This window comes from Streptomyces sp. A18 (genome assembly GCF_059026065.1).
Window position 1 is genome coordinate 107,526 of sequence record NZ_JBWLKL010000012.1, and the last position, 18,727, is coordinate 126,252.

Consider the following 18,727-nt stretch of genomic DNA (forward strand, 5'->3'; position numbering starts at 1 on the left):
CCGGGGGAATTCACCATGAGTCCAGTCCTGACCGCCGTCATCGGAGTTGTCGTACTCCTCGTGCTGCTCGCGCTCGTCGTCGTGACCCGCTACAAGGTCGCCGGGCCCAGTGAGGCCTTCATCGTGACCGGGCGGCGCGGCAAGAAGTCCACCGACCCCGACACCGGAAGGATCTTCACCGACAACAGCGGCCAGAAGGTCGTCGTGGGCGGCGGCGTCTTCGTCGTGCCGTTCGTCCAGCAGAAGTTCACACTCGACCTCTCCTCACGGCACATCCCGATCGCGGTGCGCGGCGCGGTCACGCTGCGCGGCGTGAAGGCGAACCTGGAGGGCGTCGCGATCGTCAAGGTCGGCGGCACCGAGGACTCCATACGCGCCGCGGCGCAACGGTTCCTCGCCCAGCAGGGCGGCATCGTCGGCTTCACCCAGGAAGTGCTCTCCGGCGCGCTGCGCTCCATCGTGGGCCGGATGTCGGTGGAGGACATCATCCGTGACCGTGCCGCCTTCGCCGGGCAGGTCGCGGAGGAGGCCGAGGCAAGCCTGTCCGGGCAGGGGCTGGTGCTCGACGCCTTCCAGATCCAGGACATCACCACCGAGGGCTCCTACCTGGAGGACCTCGGCCGCCCCGAGGCCGCCCGCGCCAAGCAGGAGGCGGACATCGCGGAGGCCGTGGCCCGCCGTGCCGCCGAGCAGGCCCGGCTGAAGGCCGAGGAGGAGATCGCGGTCGCCCAGCGGACCTTCTCCCTCAAGCAGGCCGAGATCAAGGCCGAGACGGACGAGGCGTCCGCCCGCGCCGGAGCCGCGGGACCGCTCGCCGAGGCCGCCCGCCAGCAGGAGGTCCTCACCGAGCAGGAGAAGGTCGCCCAGCGGCAGGCCGCCCTGACCGACCGCGAGCTCGACACCAAGATCCGCAAGCCCGCCGACGCCGCCCGCTACCAGGCCGAGCAGGAGGCCGAGGCCCGCCGCGTCTCGCTGGTCAAGCAGGCCGAGGCGGACGCCGACCGGGCCCGCCTGACCGGTGAGGGCGAGAAGGCGCAGCGTGCCGCGCTCGCCGACGCCGTACGCCTGGAGGGCGAGGCCGATGCCGCCGCGATCGGCGCCAAGGGAGCCGCCGAGGCGGAGGCGATGCACAAGAAGGCCGACGCGTTCGCCCAGTACGGGGACGCGGCGGTGCTGCAGATGCTCGTCGAGGTGCTGCCCAGTGTCGTGGCCAAGGCGTCCGAGCCGCTCGGCGCCATCGACAAGATGACCGTGATCTCCACGGACGGCGCGAGCTCGCTCTCCCGCACGGTCGCCGACAACGTCGCCCAGGGTGTCGAACTCCTCAGCTCCACCACGGGAGTCGACGTCGCCGAACTCCTCAAGGGCATCACCGGCGGCATGTCCTCCGCCCCCGCGGATTCGGCCCCCGCCAAGCTCAACGGCAGGATCGACGTCACGGACTGACCCCACGATGGCCTGCCGGTCACGGGGCCCGCCGTTGGCGAAGGGCCTCGACCGGCTGGGCGGAGGGGATACACACGAGACGCCCGTCCTTGGTGGTGAGCCGCCCGCGTCGCGCTGGTCGGTGAGGGAGCAACCAGTCGCTCGGCAGAACACCTCCGCTCAATTCGGCGCCTTGCCGTACGACGTCCAGGGCCGGAGTTTCTCGGGGTTCCGTATCGCCCACAAGCGTGTGATCCGGTCGCCCACGATGTCGAAGGCCAGCACCGACGTGGTGACGGCGTCGTGCTGGACCACCAGGCCGGGCTGGCCGTTGACCGTGCGCTCAAGGATCGTCTGGTCGAACGCCTGACCGTCGATGACGACGGAGACTGCGACCAGGTAGCGCGCGATCTCCTCGCTTCCCACGAGGGGCCGGGGCGCGGTGTTGACCAGTCCTCCGCCGTCGGCAAGTGCCGTGGCATCGGGGTCGAGGAGAGCGATCAGCGCGGCGATGTCCTTGGTTTCCCAGGCGTGCCTGAAGTCCCTGACGACGGTGGCGCGCCGGGCCGCCGGAGTCGCGGGTTCCTGCGAGGCACGCGTGCGGCGGCGCGCCGATGAGGCCAGCTTGCGGCATGCCGCCGGGCTGCGCCCGACGACCTCGGCCACTTCCGCGAAGGAGTAGCGGAAGACGTCGTGCAGGATGAAGGCGACGCGCTCGGCCGGGGTCATCGATTCGAGTACGACGAGGAAGGCCATGCTGACCGACTCGTCGAGAGTGACCCGGTCGGCCGGATCGGCGGTCGCGCCGCCCTGCCGCCCGCCGGCCCACTCCGTGCGATCGGGCAGCGGCTCCGGGATCCATTCCCCCACGTAACTCTCGCGCCTGGCCCGCGCCGAGCGGAGCTGGTCGAGGCAGATGCGACCGGCGACCCTCGTCAGCCAACCGCCGGGGGATTCGATGGCCTCCTGCTGCCGCGGGGACATCGCGTACCAGCGCGCGTAGGCCTCTTGCACGACGTCCTCCGCGTCGGCCAGGGAGCCGAGGAGCCGGTAGGCGAGATTGATCAGCTGTCGTCGCTCGCCCATGATCGCGCTCAGGCTCGGGTCGATCCCTCCGTCTCCGGGCTCGAACTGGGTCCTCATGGTGTCGCCACTCCCTTGCCGCGTCAGCCGCCCTCATCCGACGAGACAGCCTCTCCGTCTTCCGACGAGACAGCCCCTCGATTTGTGACGTCGCCCCCGCGCCTCACATTTCGGGGGGCTGCCTCGTCGGTACTGCTGGGACCGAGACGATCCCGCGAACAGCCGTTCCGCCCGTCCGGTGGACCGGACAAGAGGCAAGAAAAGGGAGATCACCATGCAAGCCCGTATCGACTTCCTCGCCAATCCGGTCTCGGCCGGTGTCGTCAAGCACATCGCCACCGCGGGCAGGTCACTCCTGGAGTCGACGCTGCCGGCCGCGACGCGGGAGCTGGTCGAACTCCGCATCAGCCAGATCAACGGATGCGGATTCTGCATCGACATACACACCAAGGAGGCCGCGCACGCCGGGGAGACCCACCTGCGCCTCCACCTGGTCGCCGCCTGGCGCGAGGCCACGGTTTTCACCGACGCGGAACGGGCCGCCCTGGAGCTGGCGGAGGAGGGCACCAGGATCGCGGACGCGGCCGGTGGCGTCCCGGACGAGGTGTGGGCGAACGCCGCCAAGCACTACGACGAGGACCAGCTCGCCGCCCTGGTGTCGACCATCGCTCTCCTCAACGCCTTCAACCGCCTGAACGTCCTCGCCCAGCGGCCCGCGGGCGACTACCAGGTCGGCCAGTTCGGCTAGCCGAGATCCACGACGGCTGGTGCCCCGGCCGCGAGGGCCGGGCCCAGCCGCCCACGCGCACTGACCAGAAAGGCAGGAAACACCATGCCAACCACGATCAACCTCGGCGAGCTGACCGGCGCCTATGTCCTCGACACCGCCCACTCCCGGATCGGTTTCGTCGGTCGGCACACTCTGTCCACCAAAGTCCGCGGGGAGTTCGAGGAGTACGAGGGGAGCGCGTATCTGTTCGGCGACCACCCGTCGAAGTCCAGCGCAAGCCTCTCGATCCGGGCGACGAGCCTCCAGACCCACCAGCGGCAGCGCGACGACCATCTGCGCGGCACGTTCCTGGACACGGACAACCACCCCGTCATCACCTTCGGTTCGACGAAGGTGGAGCCGGTCGACGAGACGACCTACAAGGTCACCGGTGACCTGACGATGCGCGGCGTGACCAAACCGGTCACCATCCGGGTCGAGTTGACCGCCGCCGAGAGGGATGCGCAGGGCGTCCTGCGGGTCAACTTCCTGGGCAGCGTCACGGTCAACCGCAAGGACTGGGGTCTGAACTGGAACGCCGCGACCTCCGTTCTCGTGAGCCCGAAGGTGACGCTGGAGTTCGACGTCATCGCCGTCCGGCAGCCGTGAGTGCCCGACGGCAGGGCACCCGCGAGGCAACACCACCGAGAAGGACCAGGGAGAGGAAGTCGATGGCGGCAAGACTGCGCGTCGTGACGTTGAACGTCTGGAACAGCCGCAGCGACCCCGTCGCGCGTGCGGCGCTGATCAACGCCGAGCTGCGTCGGCTCGCGCCGGATCTCGTCGCCCTTCAGGAGGTCCTGCCGGACCAGCTGTCCCCTCTGATCGAGGGGACGGGGCTGCACGGCACCCACCAGTCGCAGACCACCGCGACGGTCCCGCCCTACGCGGATCGGTACGGCGGGACGGCCATCGCGACGCGGTGGCCGCACCGCATCGTCGAAGTCCTGGACCAGCGCGGAGCGGACGCGCCCGACGTCCCCTGGCTCACCCCGGCCGCCCACGTGCCGCTGCCCGGCCTTGACGACGTGCTGTTCATCGCGCCCACCACGTCCTTCCGACTCGACGCCGAAGCGCAACGCGAGCGTCAGGTACTGGCCTTGAGCGACCTGGACGCCCGGCACCGCACGGCCCTGCCGACGATCATGGCCGGTGACTTCAACGCGGACCCCGACTCCGCCTGCATCCGCTATCTGACCGGCCGGCAATCACTCTCGGGGCGAAGCACCCACTTTCACGACGTGTGGGACGTCGCGGGCTCCGGGCCCGGACACACCTGGACCGCCGACAACCCTCACGCGGCCGAGGACATCGAGCTCTTGGTGCGTCAGCCGGGCCACCACCGCCGGATCGACTACATCTTCGTCGGCTCACCGCACGCGCACCCGAACGCCTTCGCCCGCGTGCGGAGTGCCGACCTGGCCTTCGACAAGCCGACCGACGGCCTCTGGCCCAGTGATCATTACGGGGTCGTCGCCGACCTGGAGGTGGGGCTGCTCACGTCAGGGCGGGGATGACCGTGGAGCCGTACCCGTCGATGACGTCCTCGCGGGCGTCATGCATGGCGTACAGCGCGAACTGATCCACCCCCAGTCGCTTCAACTCCCGCAGCTTGGCGATGTGTTGGTCCGCCGTGCCGATCAGGCAGAAGCGGTCCACGATGTCGTCAGGAACGAAGGCGGTGTCGGGGTTGTCGGCGCGCCCGTGGTGCGAGTAGTCGTAGCCCTCGCGGGCCTTGATGTACTCGGTGAGGGCGTCGGGGACCAGGTCCGAGTGTTCGCCGTACTTCGACACCAGGTCGGCGACGTGGTTGCCGACCATCCCGCCGAACCAACGGCACTGTTCACGCGCGTGCGCCAGGGCGGCCGGTGAGTCGTCCTGCGTCAGGTACGCGGGGGCGGCGACGCAGACCGTCACCGCCGCCGGGTCGCGGCCCGCCGCCGTAGCCGCGTCCCGGACCGCCTTCACCATCGTCTCCGTCAGGTACGGGTCGGCGAGTTGGAGGATGAAGCCGTCGGCCTCCTCGCCGGCCATCTTCAGCGCCTTGGGGCCGTACGCCGCCATCCACACCGGGAGCCGGGCGTCCGACGTGATCCAGGGGAAGCGGATCGTGGTGCCGCCGAGGTCCGCCTCCCCGCCCGACGCGAGGGACCTGATGACCTTCATCGCCTCGCTGATCCGGGCGAGGGTGTTCGGGGCCCGCCCCGCGACGCGCATCGCGGAGTCCCCGCGCCCAATGCCGCACACCGTGCGGTTGCCGTACATGTCGTTCAGGGTCGCGAACGTGGAGGCCGTCACCTCCCAGGTGCGTGTGCCCGGGTTGGTGACCATCGGGCCGACGATCAGCCGGTCCGTGTTCGCCAGGATCTGGCTGTAGATGACGAAGGGCTCCTGCCACAGCACGGCCGAGTCGAAGGTCCAGCCGTAACCGAAGCCGCTGCGCTCGGCGCGCTTCATGAGGCTGATGACCTGGGCGGCCGGCGGATCGGTCTGCAGGACGAGTCCGAAATCCATGGTGCGTCGCCTCTCCTAGCCGAGGTACTGGGTGGTGCCGCGCGGAACGTACGAGCCGTGCCCGGCACGGCCGGTGAACTTCCGCTGGTCGATGACCACTTCACCGCGGGACAGGACCGTCTCCACCTGTCCGGTGACGTGTTTTCCCTCGTACGCGGAGTAGTCCACGTTCATGTGGTGCGTGTCCGCCGACATGACCTGCTCGGCGGCCGGGTCGTAGATGACGACGTCCGCGTCCGCGCCCGGCGCGATCGTGCCCTTCTTGCCGTACAGGCCGAACATCCGGGCCGGGCTCGCGCAGGCGATCTCGATCCAGCGGCGGCGGCCGATGTGCCCGTCCACGACGGCCTGGTGGAGGAGGTCCATGCGGTTCTCCACCCCCGGCAACCCGTTGGGGATCTTGGAGAAGTCGCCGCGGCCCAGCTCCTTCTGGCCGACGAAGCAGAACGGACAGTGGTCGGTCGACACCACCTGGAGGTCGTTCGTACGGAGACCGCGCCACAGCGCCGCCTGGTGCTCGCGCGGCCTCAGCGGGGTCGAGCAGACGTACTTGGCGCCCTGGAAGTCGGGCTCCGCGAGGTTGTCCGTGGACAGGAACAGATACTGCGGGCACGTCTCCCCGAACACCGGCAGGCCCTCGTCGCGCGCCTTGGCCAGCTCGGCCACCGCGTCCTGCGCCGACACGTGCACCACGTACACGGGCGCGCCCGCCACCTGGGCGAGCTTGATCACACGGTGCGTGGCCTCCGCCTCCAGGAGCGCCTTGCGCACCTCACCGTGGTAGCGCGGATCCGTCTCGCCGCGTGCGAGTGCCTGTTCGACCAGGACGTCGATGGCCAGGCCGTTCTCCGCGTGCGTCATGATCAGCCCGCCGTTGGAGGCCGCCTTCTGCATCGCCCGCAGGATCTGGCCGTCGTCGCTGAAGAAGACGCCGGGGTAGGCGGTGAAGAGCTTGAACGAGCTGACTCCTTCCTCGATCAGCAGGTCCATCTCCCGCAGGGACTTCTCGTTGACGTCCGAGAGGATCATGTGGAAGCCGTAGTCGATCGCGCACTTGCCGTCCGCCTTCGCGTACCAGGCGTCGAGCCCCGCCCGCAGCGCGTGCCCCCGGCTCTGCACCGCGAAGTCCACGATGGTGGTGGTGCCGCCCCAGGCCGCTGCCCGGGTCCCCGTCTCGAAGTCGTCGGACGAGAAGGTGCCGCCGAAGGGGAAGTCCATGTGCGTGTGCGCGTCGACTCCCCCTGGAATCACGTACTTGTGGGTGGCGTCGAAGACGCGGTCCGCGGTCCACGCTTCGGCGGCGCCCGAGCCGTGCGCGGCGAGCGCGGCGATCCGGCCGTCCTCGATCAGCACGTCGGCGTGGGTCTCTTCGGCGGCGGTGATGACGAGTCCGCCGCGGATCAGGGTGCGGGTACTCATGATGGGGCGCTCCCTTTCATGCTCGTACGTTCATACCGGAAGGCACGTGAACTACCGCGAGGCACGTGAACTAGGCGCTCCGCAGGGCCTGTTCGAGGATCGCCGCCCCTTCTTCCGCCTCCGCGACGGTCAGTGAGAGCGGCGGGGCGATGCGCAGGACGCTGGTGTCGTGGCCGCCGCCCTTGCCGATGAGGAGTCCGCCCTCGCGGGCCGCTTCGAGCACGGCGGCCGCCGCCTGCGGATTGGCCTCGCCCGTACCGGGGTTGACCAGCTCGATGCCGATCATCAGGCCACGGCCGCGCACTTCGCGTACGACGGGCAGCTGGGCACAGATGGCGCGCACCCGTTCGATGAGCAGACCGCCGACGCGCCGCGCGTTGCCCTGGAGGTCGTGCTCCAGAAGGTACGTGAGGTTGGCGAGGCCCGCTGCCATCGTGACCGGTGATCCGCCGAAGGTCGAAATGGAGTTGGAGTCAAGGGAGTTCATCACCTCGGCGCTCGCGACGACGCCGCCGACGGACATGCCGTTGCCGATCCCCTTGGCGAAGGTGAGGATGTCCGGCGGGCCACTGGCAGCATGCGCCTGCCAGCCCCAGAAGTGGTCGCCGGTGCGCCCCCAGCCGGTCTGCACCTCGTCCGAGATCCACAGGACGCCGTGCTCCCACAGGACTTCGCGGAAGGCGGCGTAGAGCCCGTCCGGCGGCGAGGTGAAGCCGCCGACCCCCTGGATGGGCTCGGCGATCAGCGCCGCCACTCCCCCGCGCGCCTGCCCGAGCATGTCCTTCAGGTCGGCGACGCAGGCCTCGATGAACTCGGCGTCGCTCAGCGCGGCGTACGGTCCGCGGCTGCGGACGCCCCCGTGGACGTACAGCGTCTGGAGCGGCGAGAGGCTGGTCGGCGACCAGGAGTTGTTGCCGGTGATGCCGACGGCCGTGAAGGAGCGGCCGTGGTAGCTGTTGCGCATCGCCAGGATCTGGTTCGAGCGACGGTGCGCGGTGGCCAGGAGCAGGGCCGTGTCGTTGGCCTCGGTCCCGGACGTGGTGAAGAAGACCCGGGCGTCCGGGATGCCGGAGAGGCCCGCGACCCGCTCGGCGAGGTCGATCATCGGTCGGTTGAGGTAGAGCGTGGACGAGTGGATGATCCGCCCGGCCTGCTCGCTGACCGCCTTGGTGACCTCGGGCAGCGCGTGGGCGGTCATCGTGGTGAGGATGCCGCCGAAGAAGTCGAGGTACTGCTTGCCGTCCGCGTCCCAGACGTGCCGGCCCTCGCCGTGGGTGATCTCCAGCGGGTCGGCGTAGTAGAGGGCGAGCCACTCGGGCAGGACGGCCTTGTGGCGGGTGTGGAGGTCCTTCACGGCTGTACCAGCCCTTCGTACGCGTCGGGGCGGCGGTCACGGTAGAACGCCCACTGCTGGCGCACTTCTTCGATCAGGCCCAAGTCCAGGTCCCTGACGACGAGTTCCTCGGCCTTGTCGCTCGCGGTCTCGCCGACGAACTGTCCGCGCGGGTCGACGAAGTACGACGTGCCGTAGAAGTCGTTGTCTCCGTACTCCTCGACGCCCACGCGGTTGATCGCGGCGATGAAGTACTCGTTGGCGACGGCCGCCGCGGGCTGTTCCAGCTGCCAGAGGTAGGCGGAAAGCCCGCGTGAGGTGGCCGAGGGGTTGTAGACGATCTGGGCGCCGTTCAGGCCGAGCTGGCGCCAGCCCTCGGGGAAGTGGCGGTCGTAGCAGATGTAGACGCCGACCTTGCCGACCGAGGTGTCGAAGACGGGCCAGCCCGCGTTCCCCGGCTTGAAGTAGTACTTCTCCCAGAAGCCCTTGACCTGGGGGATGTGGTGCTTGCGGTACTTGCCGAGGTACGTGCCGTCGGAGTCGATGACGGCGGCGGTGTTGAAGTAGAACCCGGACTGCTCGACCTCGAAGACCGGGACGACGACGACCATGCCGGTCTCGCGGGCGAGTTCCCGCATCCGCGTGACGGTGGGTCCTTCCGGCACCTGCTCGGCCCACCGATAGTGCTCGGGCTCCTGCACCTGGCAGAAGTAGGGGGCGTTGAACACTTCCTGGAAACCGATGATCTTCGCACCCTGGCGGGCCGCCTCGCGGGCGTGCTCCTCGTGCTTGGCAATCATGGATTCGGTGTCGCCCGTCCAGGTCGCCTGGACGAGTGCGGCGCGTACGACGTTGGCCATGAGCTGCTCCTTCGACGGGACGTCAGAGAGCTTCTACGCCCGTAGACTTGATGCGTAGACAGGAAAACGTAAGCCTCCCCGACGGGCTGGGCAAGACCATCGCCGTTAACCGGCGGAGTCGATCATGTTTCGCACCCAAGCGGACGAGAACGCACAAATGAAACGGGCGCGTCAGGCACTGAATCCGGCAACGCGCAACGCGTGCACGAGATCCCAGTGGCGCTCGTCCGAGACCCCTCGGGCCGCTTCGAGGAGCAGCGGGATCAGGCGGTACGGATCGGTGTGCGCGCAGCCGGCCGCGTCCTCGGGGGTACGGACGCGGATGTAGGCGTCGAGCAGCGCGCGGGCCTCGCGCTCACGGCCCGCGTCGATCAGCGCGAGCACCGCCTCGGCGATCTCCGGGGCGGGCCGTGAGACGCCCTGCCGCAGCAGTTTGCGGCAGTCGTCGGCGCGACCGGCGCCGGCGAGGGCGTCGGCGAGCGCGACGAGCCGGTCGGGCGGCAGCGAAGCGGCCTCCCAGAGCAGCGTCGACCAGTCGGCGCCGAGGCCCGCGCGGTGCAGCTCACCGGCGAACACCGGGAGGCGCGCCGCGGGCCAGCCCGCCGCCTCGACGAGTACGCCGTGCGCCTCGCCGCTGCGGCCCTCGCCACGGAGCCGTACGAGAGCGGCGACGGCCTCGGCGGTGGCCCGCTCGGCGTCGCGGTCCGGTCCGACTGCGGCATGTCCGGTTCCATCGGCGCCGCCCGCCGTGTGACCGGTGTGCGCGAAGCGCGCGCCTCGCGGGCTGTACGCCGCGGGCGGCTGCGCGGCCGCCGCGGGTACGGCGACGGCATCGGGCGCGTCCACGCCCTCCTCGTCCGGCCCGGCGAACCCCGCGAAACGGGCGCCTCGGGGGCGGCGCGGGCGACGGGAAGCGTCTCGGGACTTGCGGCCCTGCTTGGGGACGCGGGCGGCGTCGCGCGGCGGCGGGTCTTCGGGGTCCGGGCCGGAGTCGAAGTCTGGGTCGAAGTGTGAGCCGAGGTCGGACGATGGGGGGTCGACCGACAGGGTGCGGGCGTCGGGGGCAGGTTCACTCTGCCTGCCGGCCGGGGAGTTGCCGAACTCCGGCCCCCGCTCCCCGAAGGCTCCCGACCCGACGTCGAGGTCACCCGCCATGGAGGCGCCGAAGCCGTCCACGGCTCGGGCCCCGAAGGCGGTGGACGTCTCCTCGGCCGCGAAGTCGTCCACGCCCTCAGCGGCGAAGTCGTCCGACATCGGCGTCCCGAAGTCGACCCACTGCGGCTGGTCCGCCCGGTCCAACCGCTCGATGCGCTCCCGGAGTTCCGCGCACCGCGCGGTCGCTCGCTCGTGGTCGTCGCGCACCCAGGCCAGATCGTGGTTGAGCCGCTCCACCTCGTCCCGCGTGGCGGCGGTCGTGAGCGAGCCGCCCAGTTCCGCCTGCCGCTCCACGGCGAACCGCTGCTCGGTGAGCATCATGTCGAGGCGCTCGCCGAGCAGTACGCGACCGCCGGGCCGCGCGTCGTACGCGGCCAGCGAGGCGCCGTGCAGCGCCCGCGCCCGCTCCGTCTCCCGCTCGGCGGCCTGCGCCCCGTACCCGGCGGCCAGATCGTGCAGCAGCGCCTCCACCACGTCCCAGGGGGGCACTTCCGAGCCATCCAGGCAGGCCTGCATCCCCTCGGGGTCACGGGACCAGAACACGCCGCACCACCCGGCGCCCGGGTCGAGCCGCGCCAGGAGGTCTCTGAGGTACCTCGCGAACTCCCTGACCTGATCAGGGAGTTGTCCTACTGCCATCCGAGCCAGCACCGCCCCATGGAGCCTGGAGTGTTCCGGTCCGGAAGATAACACCAGTCGTGTTACAGGACGACTACACGCGGTTTTCCGGCCGCCCGACGGCACCTCACACGCCGTCGTCCGCGCCGTGAGCCAGGACGGAGGAACACAGCCGCCGCAGCCCCGCGTGCAGCTGCTCCGGGCTGGAGCCCTGGCTGGTCAGATGCTCGACCAGGTCGCTGCGGACGGCGGCGAGCAGGGCGTGCGCGAGGTAGTCGGCGTCCTCGCGTCCGTGTACGCCGGACAGCATCCCGGCGACTTCGGAGTGCCACAGGTCGTAGGCCGGGTTGAGATAGGGGCTGCCGGCTCCCGCCCTCTCCAGGGCGAGCATCAGGGCACGCTGGTTCAGCTTGAGGTCGAGGAGTGCGGCCATGAGCGCGGGCACGCGCTCGGCCACGGGCGCGCCGGGTCCCAACGGGGGCGGGCCGTCGACGACTTGCTCGCGCAGCTGCCGCGTCTCCTCGACGACCAGCGCCCTGACCAGGCCGATGCGGTCGGAGAAGTGCCGGAAGACCGTGCCTTTTCCGGCCCCGGCGGCCTGGGCGATGTCGGCCATCTTAACGCTGTCGGGGTCGGCGGCGTCCTGGAACAGCCGGGCGGCGGCGGCCAGCAGCGCGGCCCTGTTGCGGACGGAGTCGGCTCTCTCCTTGCGGGCGGTGATGGTTCCTCCTCGGTGAGCTTGGGGTGAGCGGGGGGGGTGGGGTGAGCAGGGGGCAGGCGGATAAGGGCAGGCTCCATCATAAGTCGACCCGGGGTCCGGTACTTGTAAACGGACCCGGGGTCAGGTTAACGTCGTCCCCATGACGACACACCCTTCAGCGACCGACGTGTTCACCCGCTCCCTCGACCTCATCCTCGCCAAGGACATCGACGGCTGGGTCGACCTCTGGGCCCCGGACGGAGTCTTCGAGTTCCCCTTCGCGCTCCCGGGCGCCCCGCACCGACTCGTCGGGCGTGAGGCCGTACGCGGATACATGGCCGACTACCCCGACCACATCGACCTGCGGAGCATCGAGGACCTGACCGTCCATCGCACCGAGGACCCCGAGACCATCGTCGCCGAGCTGCGCGGCACCGGGCGGGCGGTCGCCACCGGGCGCCCCTTCGACATGCCGTACATCCAGGTCGTCACCGTCCACGACGGGCGGATCACGCGCTTCCGCGACTACTGGAACGGCGCGCTGGCCGCCGACGCCTTCGGCGGCGCGATCCCCTTGGGCGCCAACCACTTCGACGGCGCCACCCACTCCGACGGCGCCACCCACTCCGTCGACGCCAACCGCTCCGGAGAGACCCGATGACGAGGCGATTTTTGATCACCGGCGGCACCGGCACGACCGGCCGCCGCGTGGCGGACGCACTGGACGACCAGGGCATGTCCGTACGCGTCGCGAGCCGCACCCCGGCGCCGGGCACCCGTCAGGTCCGCTTCGACTGGACCGACCCCGCCACCCACGGCCCGGCCCTCGCCGACACGGACGGCGTCTATCTGGTGCCGCCCATCGGGGACGCCGAACCGGCCCGCCTGATGGTGCCGTTCCTGAAGCGCGCACTGGACGAGGGTGTGCGCCGCTTCGTTCTCCTCAGCTCCTCCGCCATCGCCGAGGGCGACCCCGGGGCGGGTCAGGTCCACCGGGCCCTTCGCCAACTCGCCCCGGAGTGGGCGGTGTTGCGCCCCTCATGGTTCATGCAGAACTTCGTCACCCCGGGCCATCCGCACATCGAGAGCATCCGCACCGCGGACGAGATCGTGACGGCCACCGGGCGAGGCCGGGTGGCGTTCGTCGACGCGGGTGACATCGCGGCCGTCGCCGTACGGGCCCTGACCGACGAGCGACCGCACAACGCGGCGCACCTGATCACGGGGCCGGAAGCGCTCGGCTACGCCGATGTCGCGGAAGCGGTGTCCAAGGTCTCCGGGCGCGAGGTCCGCCATCGCTCCATCCCGGTGGCGGACCTCCAGGAGCGGCTGGCCGCCGCCGGGGTGCCCGAGGCGTTCGCCGGCCTGCTCGCGGCCATGGACGGCGGCATCGCGCGGGGAGCCGAGGACCGCGTGGACCCCGCCGTCGAGCGGATCACCGGCCGACCGGCCCGCGGCTTCGCGGACTTCGCCGCCGAGAACGCCGCCGAGTGGGCCCCGACGCAGTGACCGCTCCGGTCCGCGCCACGCCTCACACGGGAGCGAGCGGCAGCAGCTCGCACGTCCGGGCCACCTCGTCGAGCGAGAGACCGAGCGTCACCGCCAGCGCCGACACGGTGAAGAACGCGGGAGTGGGGGCGCGTCCGGTCTCGATCTTGCGGAGCGTCTCGGCGGAGAGCCCGGCGCTCGCGGCCACCTCCACCATGCTCCGCTCGCCGCGCGCCGAGCGCAGGAGCCGGCCGAGCCGCTCGCCGCGTTCGCGCTCTTCAGGGGTCAGGGGGGTTCGCACCATGCGGCCAGTCTAGTCCGGACCCGGTCAGAATCCCATTCTCATACCGGTATAGTTATTGGCATGGTTGAACTCAAGACGGACACATCCATCGAAGCCATGCGCGAGACGGGCCGCATCGTCGCCCAAGCCCTCACCGCGGTGCGGGAAGCGGCGCGCATCGGCGTCTCACTCCTGGAGCTCGACGAGGTGGCGCACGCCGTGCTGAAGGACGCGGGCGCGACCTCACCCTTCCTCGGGTACCGCCCCTCCTTCGCCCCCACACCCTTCCCCGCCGTCCTCTGCGCGTCCGTGAACGACGCGATCGTGCACGGCATCCCGACCGACTACCGCCTGCGCGACGGCGACCTGCTCTCCGCGGACTTCGGCGCCGAGTTCGGCGGCTGGGCGGGCGACTCGGCGATCAGCTTCATCGTCGGCACGCCCCGCCCCGAGGACGTACGCCTCATCGAGACCGCCGAGCGCGCCCTGGCGGCGGGCATCGCCGCGGCCGTCGTGGGCAACCGCATCGGCGACATCGCCCACGCGGTCGGCGTGGTGTGCAGGGACGCGGGTTACGGCATTCCGGAGGGCTTCGGCGGCCACGGCATCGGCCGCCGCATGCACGAGGACCCGGGCGTCCCGAACGAAGGCCGTCCGGGCCGCGGCATGCCCCTGAAGCACGGCATGGTCCTGGCCATCGAGCCCATGGTGATCGCCGGCGGCAGCGACCACTACCACCCGGCTCCGGACGGCTGGACGCTGCGCACGAACGACGGCAGCCGCGCCGCTCACGCGGAGCACACGGTGGCTGTCACTGAGGAGGGGCCTCGCATCCTGACGGCACTGTGACCTGCCGGGGGCGCGTGTCCCCCGCCTCGGCTTCATCCCCGTCCGCGGACCGGTGGGGGCTGCTCGCGCAGTCCCCCGCGCCCCTATCACCCACCGGCCGCGCGGCACGGGCCACGCAGCCGGCCCGTGCCGCTACCGCGGATGCACCACCATCGCCGACCCACCCCCGCGCCGCTCCTTCTCCGCCGCGGCCAGCCACTTGCCGCCCGGCAGGCGCTGGACTCCGGTCGCCGCCCCGATCTCCGGGTTCTGCTTGAAGGAGTGCCCGATCGCCTCCAGGTCGGCCCGCAGCGGGCTCCCCCACAGGCCGGGCTCCAACTCGGTCTGTGCGGCGTTGCGTTGGCTCGCGCGCGGCGCGGCGATCGCGTCGACGAGCGGCAGCCCCCGGTCGACGAATCCCGTCAGGGTCTGCAGCACCGTCGTGATGATCGTGGCACCGCCCGGCGAACCGAGCGCGACCACAGGCTTGCCCTTCTCCAGGACGATCGTCGGCGAGATGGAGGAGCGGGGCCGCTTGCCCGGACCCGGAAGGTTCGGATCGTGCACGGCCGGGTCGGCGGGCGCGAAGGAGAAGTCGGTCAGTTCGTTGTTGAGCAGGAAGCCCCGCCCCGGCACGGTGATCCCGCTGCCGCCGGTCGACTCGATGGTCAGGGTGTAGGCGACGACGTTGCCCCACTTGTCGGCGGCCGTGAGGTGCGTCGTGTTCTCCCCTTCGTACGTGGTCGGGGCGGCCTTGTCGCCGGTCTTGCAGGCCGCCGGATCACGCGGGTCGCCCGGCGCGAGCGGACTCCCCAGGACCGCGTCGTCGCGGATCAGGCACTCCCGCGAGTCGGCGAACTCCTGCGAGAGCAGCTCCTTCGTCGGTACGTCCTCGAAGGCGGGGTCCCCGACCCAGCGCCCGCGGTCGGCGAAGGCGACGCGGCTGGCCTCGATGAACCGGTGCAGGTACTTCTTCTTCGACGCCTTCGAGAGGTCGGTCCGCTCGAGGATGTTGAGGGCCTCGCCGACGGTCGTGCCGCCGGAGGACGAGGGAGCCATCGAGTAGACGTCGAGCCCGCGGTACGAGGCCTTCGTCGGCGCCTGCCGCTTCACCGCGTAGGCCTTCAGGTCCTTCGCCGACAGGTCGCCCGGCCGGGCGACGCGCCCCGCCGCCGGGTCCACGGGCGGCTTGTTCACGGTCCGTACGACGTCCTTGCCGATGCCGCCCCGGTACATCGCCCCGACACCCTTGCTCCCCAACTCCTCGTACGTACGGGCGAGATCGGGGTTCTTGAACGTCGAGCCGACCACGGGCAGCTCGCCGCCGGGCAGGAACAGCTTCGCCGTGTCCGGGAAGTCGGCGAACCGCGCCTGATTCGACTCGGTCTGCGAGCGGAAGGTCCCGTCGACCGTGAACCCGTCGCGCGCGAGCCGCTCGGCGGGCTCCAGGAGCGTGCCGAGCCGCTTGCTGCCCCACCGGTCGAGCGCGGACTGCCAGGTCGCGGGGGTGCCGGGCGTGCCCACGCCCAGGCCGCTGGTGACGGCGTCCGCGAAGGGGATCGGCTTGCCGTTCTCCAGGAAGAGGCCGGAGTCGGCGGTCCGCGGGGCCGTCTCGCGGCCGTCGATCGTGCTCACCTTGCGGGACTTCGCGTCGTAGTGGACGAAGTAGCCGCCGCCCCCGACGCCCGCGGAGTAGGGCTCGGTCACGCCGAGGGCCGCGGCCGTGGCGACCGCCGCGTCCACCGCGTTGCCGCCCTTCTTCAGGACCTCGATCCCGGCGGCCGACGCGTCCGCGTCGACGCTGGAGACCGCGCCGCCGTAGCCGACGGCCACCGGCACCTTCTCCGGTGACCGCGAGGCCGGTTCAGCCGAGCGCGAAGACGAAGGGGGCACGGCCGCTCCGACCGACACCAACACCCCTCCGACCGCCAATAGCGTCAGATTCCGTACGACAGCACGACGCATTCGTACCTCCAGTCAACAACCGTCTGCGCAGCGTAACTTCGGTCCACCCACCACGTCAGGACCCCCTCGAACACCGGTCCTAGAGCCCGCTAGCATGCGCCCCCATGACTGAAGACGTGCGCAATATCGTCCTCGGCCTGATCGCGGCCGGCCTCGGTGCCGTGCTGGGCTGGCTCGTCCGTACCTACCTCTGGCGGCGCAAGCTCCGCCGCAAGCAGGCCTTCTTCGGACTGCCCGACAACTCCGAGTCGCTGCTCGTGGTGAACCGCGAGGCGGGTGGCCCCGAGCTGACCGTCGTACGCCACGACGTGTTCGCGCTGCTCGAACTCGCCGCGGTGATCAAGGACTGCGGGGCGCACGCCCAGCTCGTCGCGCACGACGCCGCCCAGCAGAGCTTCGGCGAACGCACCGAGTTCTGCGTCGGCTCCCCCGCGGCCAACCGCCGCATGGCCGCGCACATGCACTCCCTGCTGCCCGGGGTGCGCATCAACACCGACCCGGAGCCGGGGCCCGACCGCGGGGCCTTCCAGATCGGCAGCGAGCGGTACCGCATGGAGGGCGGCATCGCGGAGTACGTGATCCTCGCGCGGCTCACCGCGGGGCAGGACCAGGAGGCGAGACCCGTGTTCGTCTTCTGCGGTCAGCGCGCGATCACCAACCAGGCGGCGACCCGCTATCTCGCCCGGCACCACGAGCGCCTCGCCCGCAAGCACGGCGCCAACCCGTTCGCCCTGCTCCTGAAGGTCGTCAACTCCCAGGCGTACGGCCCCGACGTCGTCGAGCTCGTCGGGGACGTCACCCGCGCCGCCCAGGCCCCGGCCCCCGCGATCACGCCGCCGCGCACCTCGCATCGCGCGAAGTAGGCGGTCGACGACCGAGCGCCGACGGCCGCGCGTGGCCCATAACCCGCTTCTGTGACCTAGTCGGCAAATTCGGGGCAAGAGGCAACCCACCGGGACCTTTGTCCCTCTCTCCGTGCAGTTCCACATGCACACGCACGGAGGTACGTTCCCTTGAGGCCCCTGAGCTCGCCGAGTCGCCGCCGCTCCATACGTTCCCGCCGCACCGGGGCCGCGGTCACGGCCGTCGGCCTGGTGGCGCTGGCCACCGTGCTGACCGCCTGCTCGGGCAGCACGCCCGCGTCCGCCGACACTGCCGCGGACAAGCCGGACATATCCGTCAACTTGCGGGGCCAGCAGGCCAAGGCGGGCTCCCCGGTCGAGGTGAAGCTGGCCGACGGCAAGCTGAAACGGGTCACGGTCGCCGACCCCAAGGGCACGAAGCTCACCGGCAAGGTCGCCGCAAACGGCACCACCTGGACATCGGACCGCAAGGCGGTGCCCGGCACCTCGTACAAGGTCGAGGCGACGACCGACGAGGGCGGCAGCACGCGGACCTCCTTCAAGACGGCCGCCCCGGAGCAGGTGAACAAGCTGTCCCTGACGCCCGGCAAGGACACCACGGTCGGCGTCGCGCAGCCCCTGTCGGTCGTCTTCGACCACCCGGTGAAGAACAAGGCCGAGGTCGAGAAGCACCTGAAGGTGACGACCTCGAACAACACCACCGGATCCTGGGGCTGGATCGAGAACTACGACGGCAAGGACCGCATCGACTGGCGCCCCAAGGAGTACTGGAAGTCCGGCACCAAGGTGAAGCTCGACGCGCGGCTCAGCGGCATCGACTCGGGCACGGACGGCGGCTGGTTCGTCCGCGACTACGCGACCGGGTTCACCGTCGGCAAGAGCCAGAAGGTCAAGGTCGACCTCGACAGCAAGCAGGCGACGCTCATGCGTGACGGGCAGAGCGTCAAGACGGTCCCGATGTCGGCGGGCACCCCCGGCGGCGACAAGGCGTCCTGGGGCGGTACGTCCGTCCTGATGGCCAAGGAGGGCACGATCAACATGCGTTCCGAGACGGTCGGCCTGGGCGACGCCTACGACAAGATGGTCGACAACTCGATGCGTCTGACCTGGTCGGGCATGTACGCGCACGCGGCACCCTGGAACGCCTCGTACTTCGGCAACACCAACCACAGCTCGGGCTGCATCGGCATGAGCGACGGCGACGCCTCCTGGCTGTACGGCCAGGTCCAGGTCGGCGACCCGTTCGAGGTCTCCGGCAGCGGCTCGAAGGGCGTGCCCGCCCCGGGCAACGGCTACGGCGAGTGGAACCTCTCCTGGGTCGACTGGCAGGCGAAGAGCGCGCTGAGCTGAAGCCCGCACTGAATGTAGATCACTCAACAATCGTTACCCCCGCGTAACTTACCGATGGGTTACCCCCGGTAAGA

Annotated in this window: 18 protein-coding genes; 9 read left to right on the top strand and 9 right to left on the bottom strand. The window is 70.6% G+C overall.

Annotated elements, in window-relative coordinates; translation table 11 throughout:
- Positions 1-15: 15 nt before the first annotated feature.
- Positions 16-1,446 (top strand): flotillin family protein, encoded by a 1,431-nt coding sequence (locus AC5P1C_RS20865; protein ID WP_493867384.1) that lies wholly within the window; start codon positions 16-18, stop codon positions 1,444-1,446.
- Positions 1,447-1,605: 159 nt separating this feature from the next.
- On the opposite strand, the gene sigJ is transcribed toward AC5P1C_RS20865, so the two are convergent.
- Positions 1,606-2,568, bottom strand: a complete 963-nt coding sequence (gene sigJ, locus AC5P1C_RS20870) for an RNA polymerase sigma factor SigJ (RefSeq protein ID WP_493867385.1) — start codon at positions 2,566-2,568, stop codon at positions 1,606-1,608.
- Between the two features lie 214 nt (positions 2,569-2,782).
- Here sigJ and AC5P1C_RS20875 point away from each other — a divergent pair, with 214 nt between their 5' ends.
- The 3 genes from AC5P1C_RS20875 (at position 2,783) to AC5P1C_RS20885 (ending at position 4,794) form a co-directional block, all read left to right on the top strand.
- Positions 2,783-3,256: a carboxymuconolactone decarboxylase family protein gene (locus tag AC5P1C_RS20875; RefSeq protein WP_493867386.1), complete on the top strand. Its 474-nt coding sequence runs from the start codon at positions 2,783-2,785 to the stop codon at positions 3,254-3,256.
- An 84-nt stretch (positions 3,257-3,340) separates the two neighbouring features.
- Positions 3,341-3,886, top strand: coding sequence for a YceI family protein (locus tag AC5P1C_RS20880; protein ID WP_493867387.1), 546 nt, complete (start codon positions 3,341-3,343; stop codon positions 3,884-3,886).
- 62 nt (positions 3,887-3,948) lie between these two features.
- On the top strand, positions 3,949-4,794 hold the full coding sequence (locus AC5P1C_RS20885) for an endonuclease/exonuclease/phosphatase family protein (protein WP_493867388.1): 846 nt from the start codon (positions 3,949-3,951) through the stop codon (positions 4,792-4,794).
- Here the strand turns inward: AC5P1C_RS20885 and AC5P1C_RS20890 are convergent.
- From AC5P1C_RS20890 to AC5P1C_RS20915, 6 genes are all read right to left on the bottom strand, one after another.
- On the bottom strand, positions 4,775-5,791 hold the full coding sequence (locus AC5P1C_RS20890; RefSeq protein ID WP_493867389.1) for a TIGR03842 family LLM class F420-dependent oxidoreductase: 1,017 nt from the start codon (positions 5,789-5,791) through the stop codon (positions 4,775-4,777). The two genes, AC5P1C_RS20885 and AC5P1C_RS20890, sit on opposite strands and share 20 nt — an antisense overlap.
- Positions 5,792-5,806: 15 nt before the next feature.
- Positions 5,807-7,210 carry a dihydropyrimidinase gene (gene hydA, locus AC5P1C_RS20895; RefSeq protein ID WP_493867390.1) on the bottom strand — a complete coding sequence of 468 codons (1,404 nt, stop codon included), beginning with the start codon at positions 7,208-7,210 and terminating at the stop codon, positions 5,807-5,809.
- 70 nt (positions 7,211-7,280) lie between these two features.
- Positions 7,281-8,564 (bottom strand): aspartate aminotransferase family protein, encoded by a 1,284-nt coding sequence (locus AC5P1C_RS20900; RefSeq protein ID WP_493867391.1) that lies wholly within the window; start codon positions 8,562-8,564, stop codon positions 7,281-7,283.
- Entirely contained in the window at positions 8,561-9,403 is an 843-nt protein-coding gene (locus AC5P1C_RS20905; protein ID WP_493867392.1) for a nitrilase-related carbon-nitrogen hydrolase, read from the bottom strand. Before AC5P1C_RS20905 ends, AC5P1C_RS20900 begins: the two co-directional genes overlap by 4 nt.
- A gap of 171 nt (positions 9,404-9,574) precedes the next feature.
- A complete protein-coding gene (locus tag AC5P1C_RS20910) occupies positions 9,575-11,197 on the bottom strand; it encodes a hypothetical protein (RefSeq protein WP_493867393.1) in 1,623 nt (540 codons plus the stop codon).
- Positions 11,198-11,303: 106 nt separating this feature from the next.
- On the bottom strand, positions 11,304-11,897 hold the full coding sequence (locus AC5P1C_RS20915; protein WP_493867486.1) for a TetR/AcrR family transcriptional regulator: 594 nt from the start codon (positions 11,895-11,897) through the stop codon (positions 11,304-11,306).
- A 139-nt stretch (positions 11,898-12,036) separates the two neighbouring features.
- On the opposite strand from AC5P1C_RS20915, the gene AC5P1C_RS20920 reads away from it, so the two are divergent.
- Together AC5P1C_RS20920 and AC5P1C_RS20925 are read left to right on the top strand one after the other, a co-directional pair.
- Positions 12,037-12,537 (top strand): nuclear transport factor 2 family protein, encoded by a 501-nt coding sequence (locus AC5P1C_RS20920; protein ID WP_493867394.1) that lies wholly within the window; start codon positions 12,037-12,039, stop codon positions 12,535-12,537.
- Positions 12,534-13,385: an NmrA family NAD(P)-binding protein gene (locus AC5P1C_RS20925; protein WP_493867395.1), complete on the top strand. Its 852-nt coding sequence runs from the start codon at positions 12,534-12,536 to the stop codon at positions 13,383-13,385. Before AC5P1C_RS20920 ends, AC5P1C_RS20925 begins: the two co-directional genes overlap by 4 nt.
- A gap of 22 nt (positions 13,386-13,407) precedes the next feature.
- On the opposite strand, the gene AC5P1C_RS20930 is transcribed toward AC5P1C_RS20925, so the two are convergent.
- Positions 13,408-13,668 carry a helix-turn-helix domain-containing protein gene (locus AC5P1C_RS20930; RefSeq protein ID WP_493867396.1) on the bottom strand — a complete coding sequence of 87 codons (261 nt, stop codon included), beginning with the start codon at positions 13,666-13,668 and terminating at the stop codon, positions 13,408-13,410.
- 60 nt (positions 13,669-13,728) lie between these two features.
- On the opposite strand from AC5P1C_RS20930, the gene map reads away from it, so the two are divergent.
- A complete protein-coding gene (gene map, locus AC5P1C_RS20935; RefSeq protein ID WP_493867397.1) occupies positions 13,729-14,496 on the top strand; it encodes a type I methionyl aminopeptidase in 768 nt (255 codons plus the stop codon).
- Between the two features lie 132 nt (positions 14,497-14,628).
- Here map and ggt read toward each other — a convergent pair whose 3' ends face one another.
- A complete protein-coding gene (gene ggt / locus AC5P1C_RS20940; protein WP_493867398.1) occupies positions 14,629-16,440 on the bottom strand; it encodes a gamma-glutamyltransferase in 1,812 nt (603 codons plus the stop codon).
- 104 nt (positions 16,441-16,544) lie between these two features.
- On the opposite strand from ggt, the gene AC5P1C_RS20945 reads away from it, so the two are divergent.
- The gene (locus AC5P1C_RS20945) at positions 16,545-17,303 is read left to right on the top strand and encodes a hypothetical protein (protein WP_493867399.1); all 759 of its coding nucleotides are present in this window, start codon (positions 16,545-16,547) and stop codon (positions 17,301-17,303) included.
- Positions 17,304-17,453: 150 nt separating this feature from the next.
- Complete coding sequence (locus AC5P1C_RS20950; protein WP_493867400.1) at positions 17,454-18,653, top strand: L,D-transpeptidase; 1,200 nt, start codon at positions 17,454-17,456, stop codon at positions 18,651-18,653.
- Positions 18,654-18,727 lie beyond the last annotated feature (74 nt).

Coding starts and splice junctions, on each gene's coding strand:
- AC5P1C_RS20865 (WP_493867384.1), top strand. CDS start 16: ATGAGTCCAGTCCTGACCGCCGTCATCGGAGTTGTCGTACTCCTCGTG.
- sigJ (WP_493867385.1), bottom strand. CDS start 2,568: ATGAGGACCCAGTTCGAGCCCGGAGACGGAGGGATCGACCCGAGCCTG.
- AC5P1C_RS20875 (WP_493867386.1), top strand. CDS start 2,783: ATGCAAGCCCGTATCGACTTCCTCGCCAATCCGGTCTCGGCCGGTGTC.
- AC5P1C_RS20880 (WP_493867387.1), top strand. CDS start 3,341: ATGCCAACCACGATCAACCTCGGCGAGCTGACCGGCGCCTATGTCCTC.
- AC5P1C_RS20885 (WP_493867388.1), top strand. CDS start 3,949: ATGGCGGCAAGACTGCGCGTCGTGACGTTGAACGTCTGGAACAGCCGC.
- AC5P1C_RS20890 (WP_493867389.1), bottom strand. CDS start 5,791: ATGGATTTCGGACTCGTCCTGCAGACCGATCCGCCGGCCGCCCAGGTC.
- hydA (WP_493867390.1), bottom strand. CDS start 7,210: ATGAGTACCCGCACCCTGATCCGCGGCGGACTCGTCATCACCGCCGCC.
- AC5P1C_RS20905 (WP_493867392.1), bottom strand. CDS start 9,403: ATGGCCAACGTCGTACGCGCCGCACTCGTCCAGGCGACCTGGACGGGC.
- AC5P1C_RS20910 (WP_493867393.1), bottom strand. CDS start 11,197: ATGGCAGTAGGACAACTCCCTGATCAGGTCAGGGAGTTCGCGAGGTAC.
- AC5P1C_RS20920 (WP_493867394.1), top strand. CDS start 12,037: ATGACGACACACCCTTCAGCGACCGACGTGTTCACCCGCTCCCTCGAC.
- AC5P1C_RS20925 (WP_493867395.1), top strand. CDS start 12,534: ATGACGAGGCGATTTTTGATCACCGGCGGCACCGGCACGACCGGCCGC.
- AC5P1C_RS20930 (WP_493867396.1), bottom strand. CDS start 13,668: ATGGTGCGAACCCCCCTGACCCCTGAAGAGCGCGAACGCGGCGAGCGG.
- map (WP_493867397.1), top strand. CDS start 13,729: ATGGTTGAACTCAAGACGGACACATCCATCGAAGCCATGCGCGAGACG.
- ggt (WP_493867398.1), bottom strand. CDS start 16,440: ATGCGTCGTGCTGTCGTACGGAATCTGACGCTATTGGCGGTCGGAGGG.
- AC5P1C_RS20945 (WP_493867399.1), top strand. CDS start 16,545: ATGACTGAAGACGTGCGCAATATCGTCCTCGGCCTGATCGCGGCCGGC.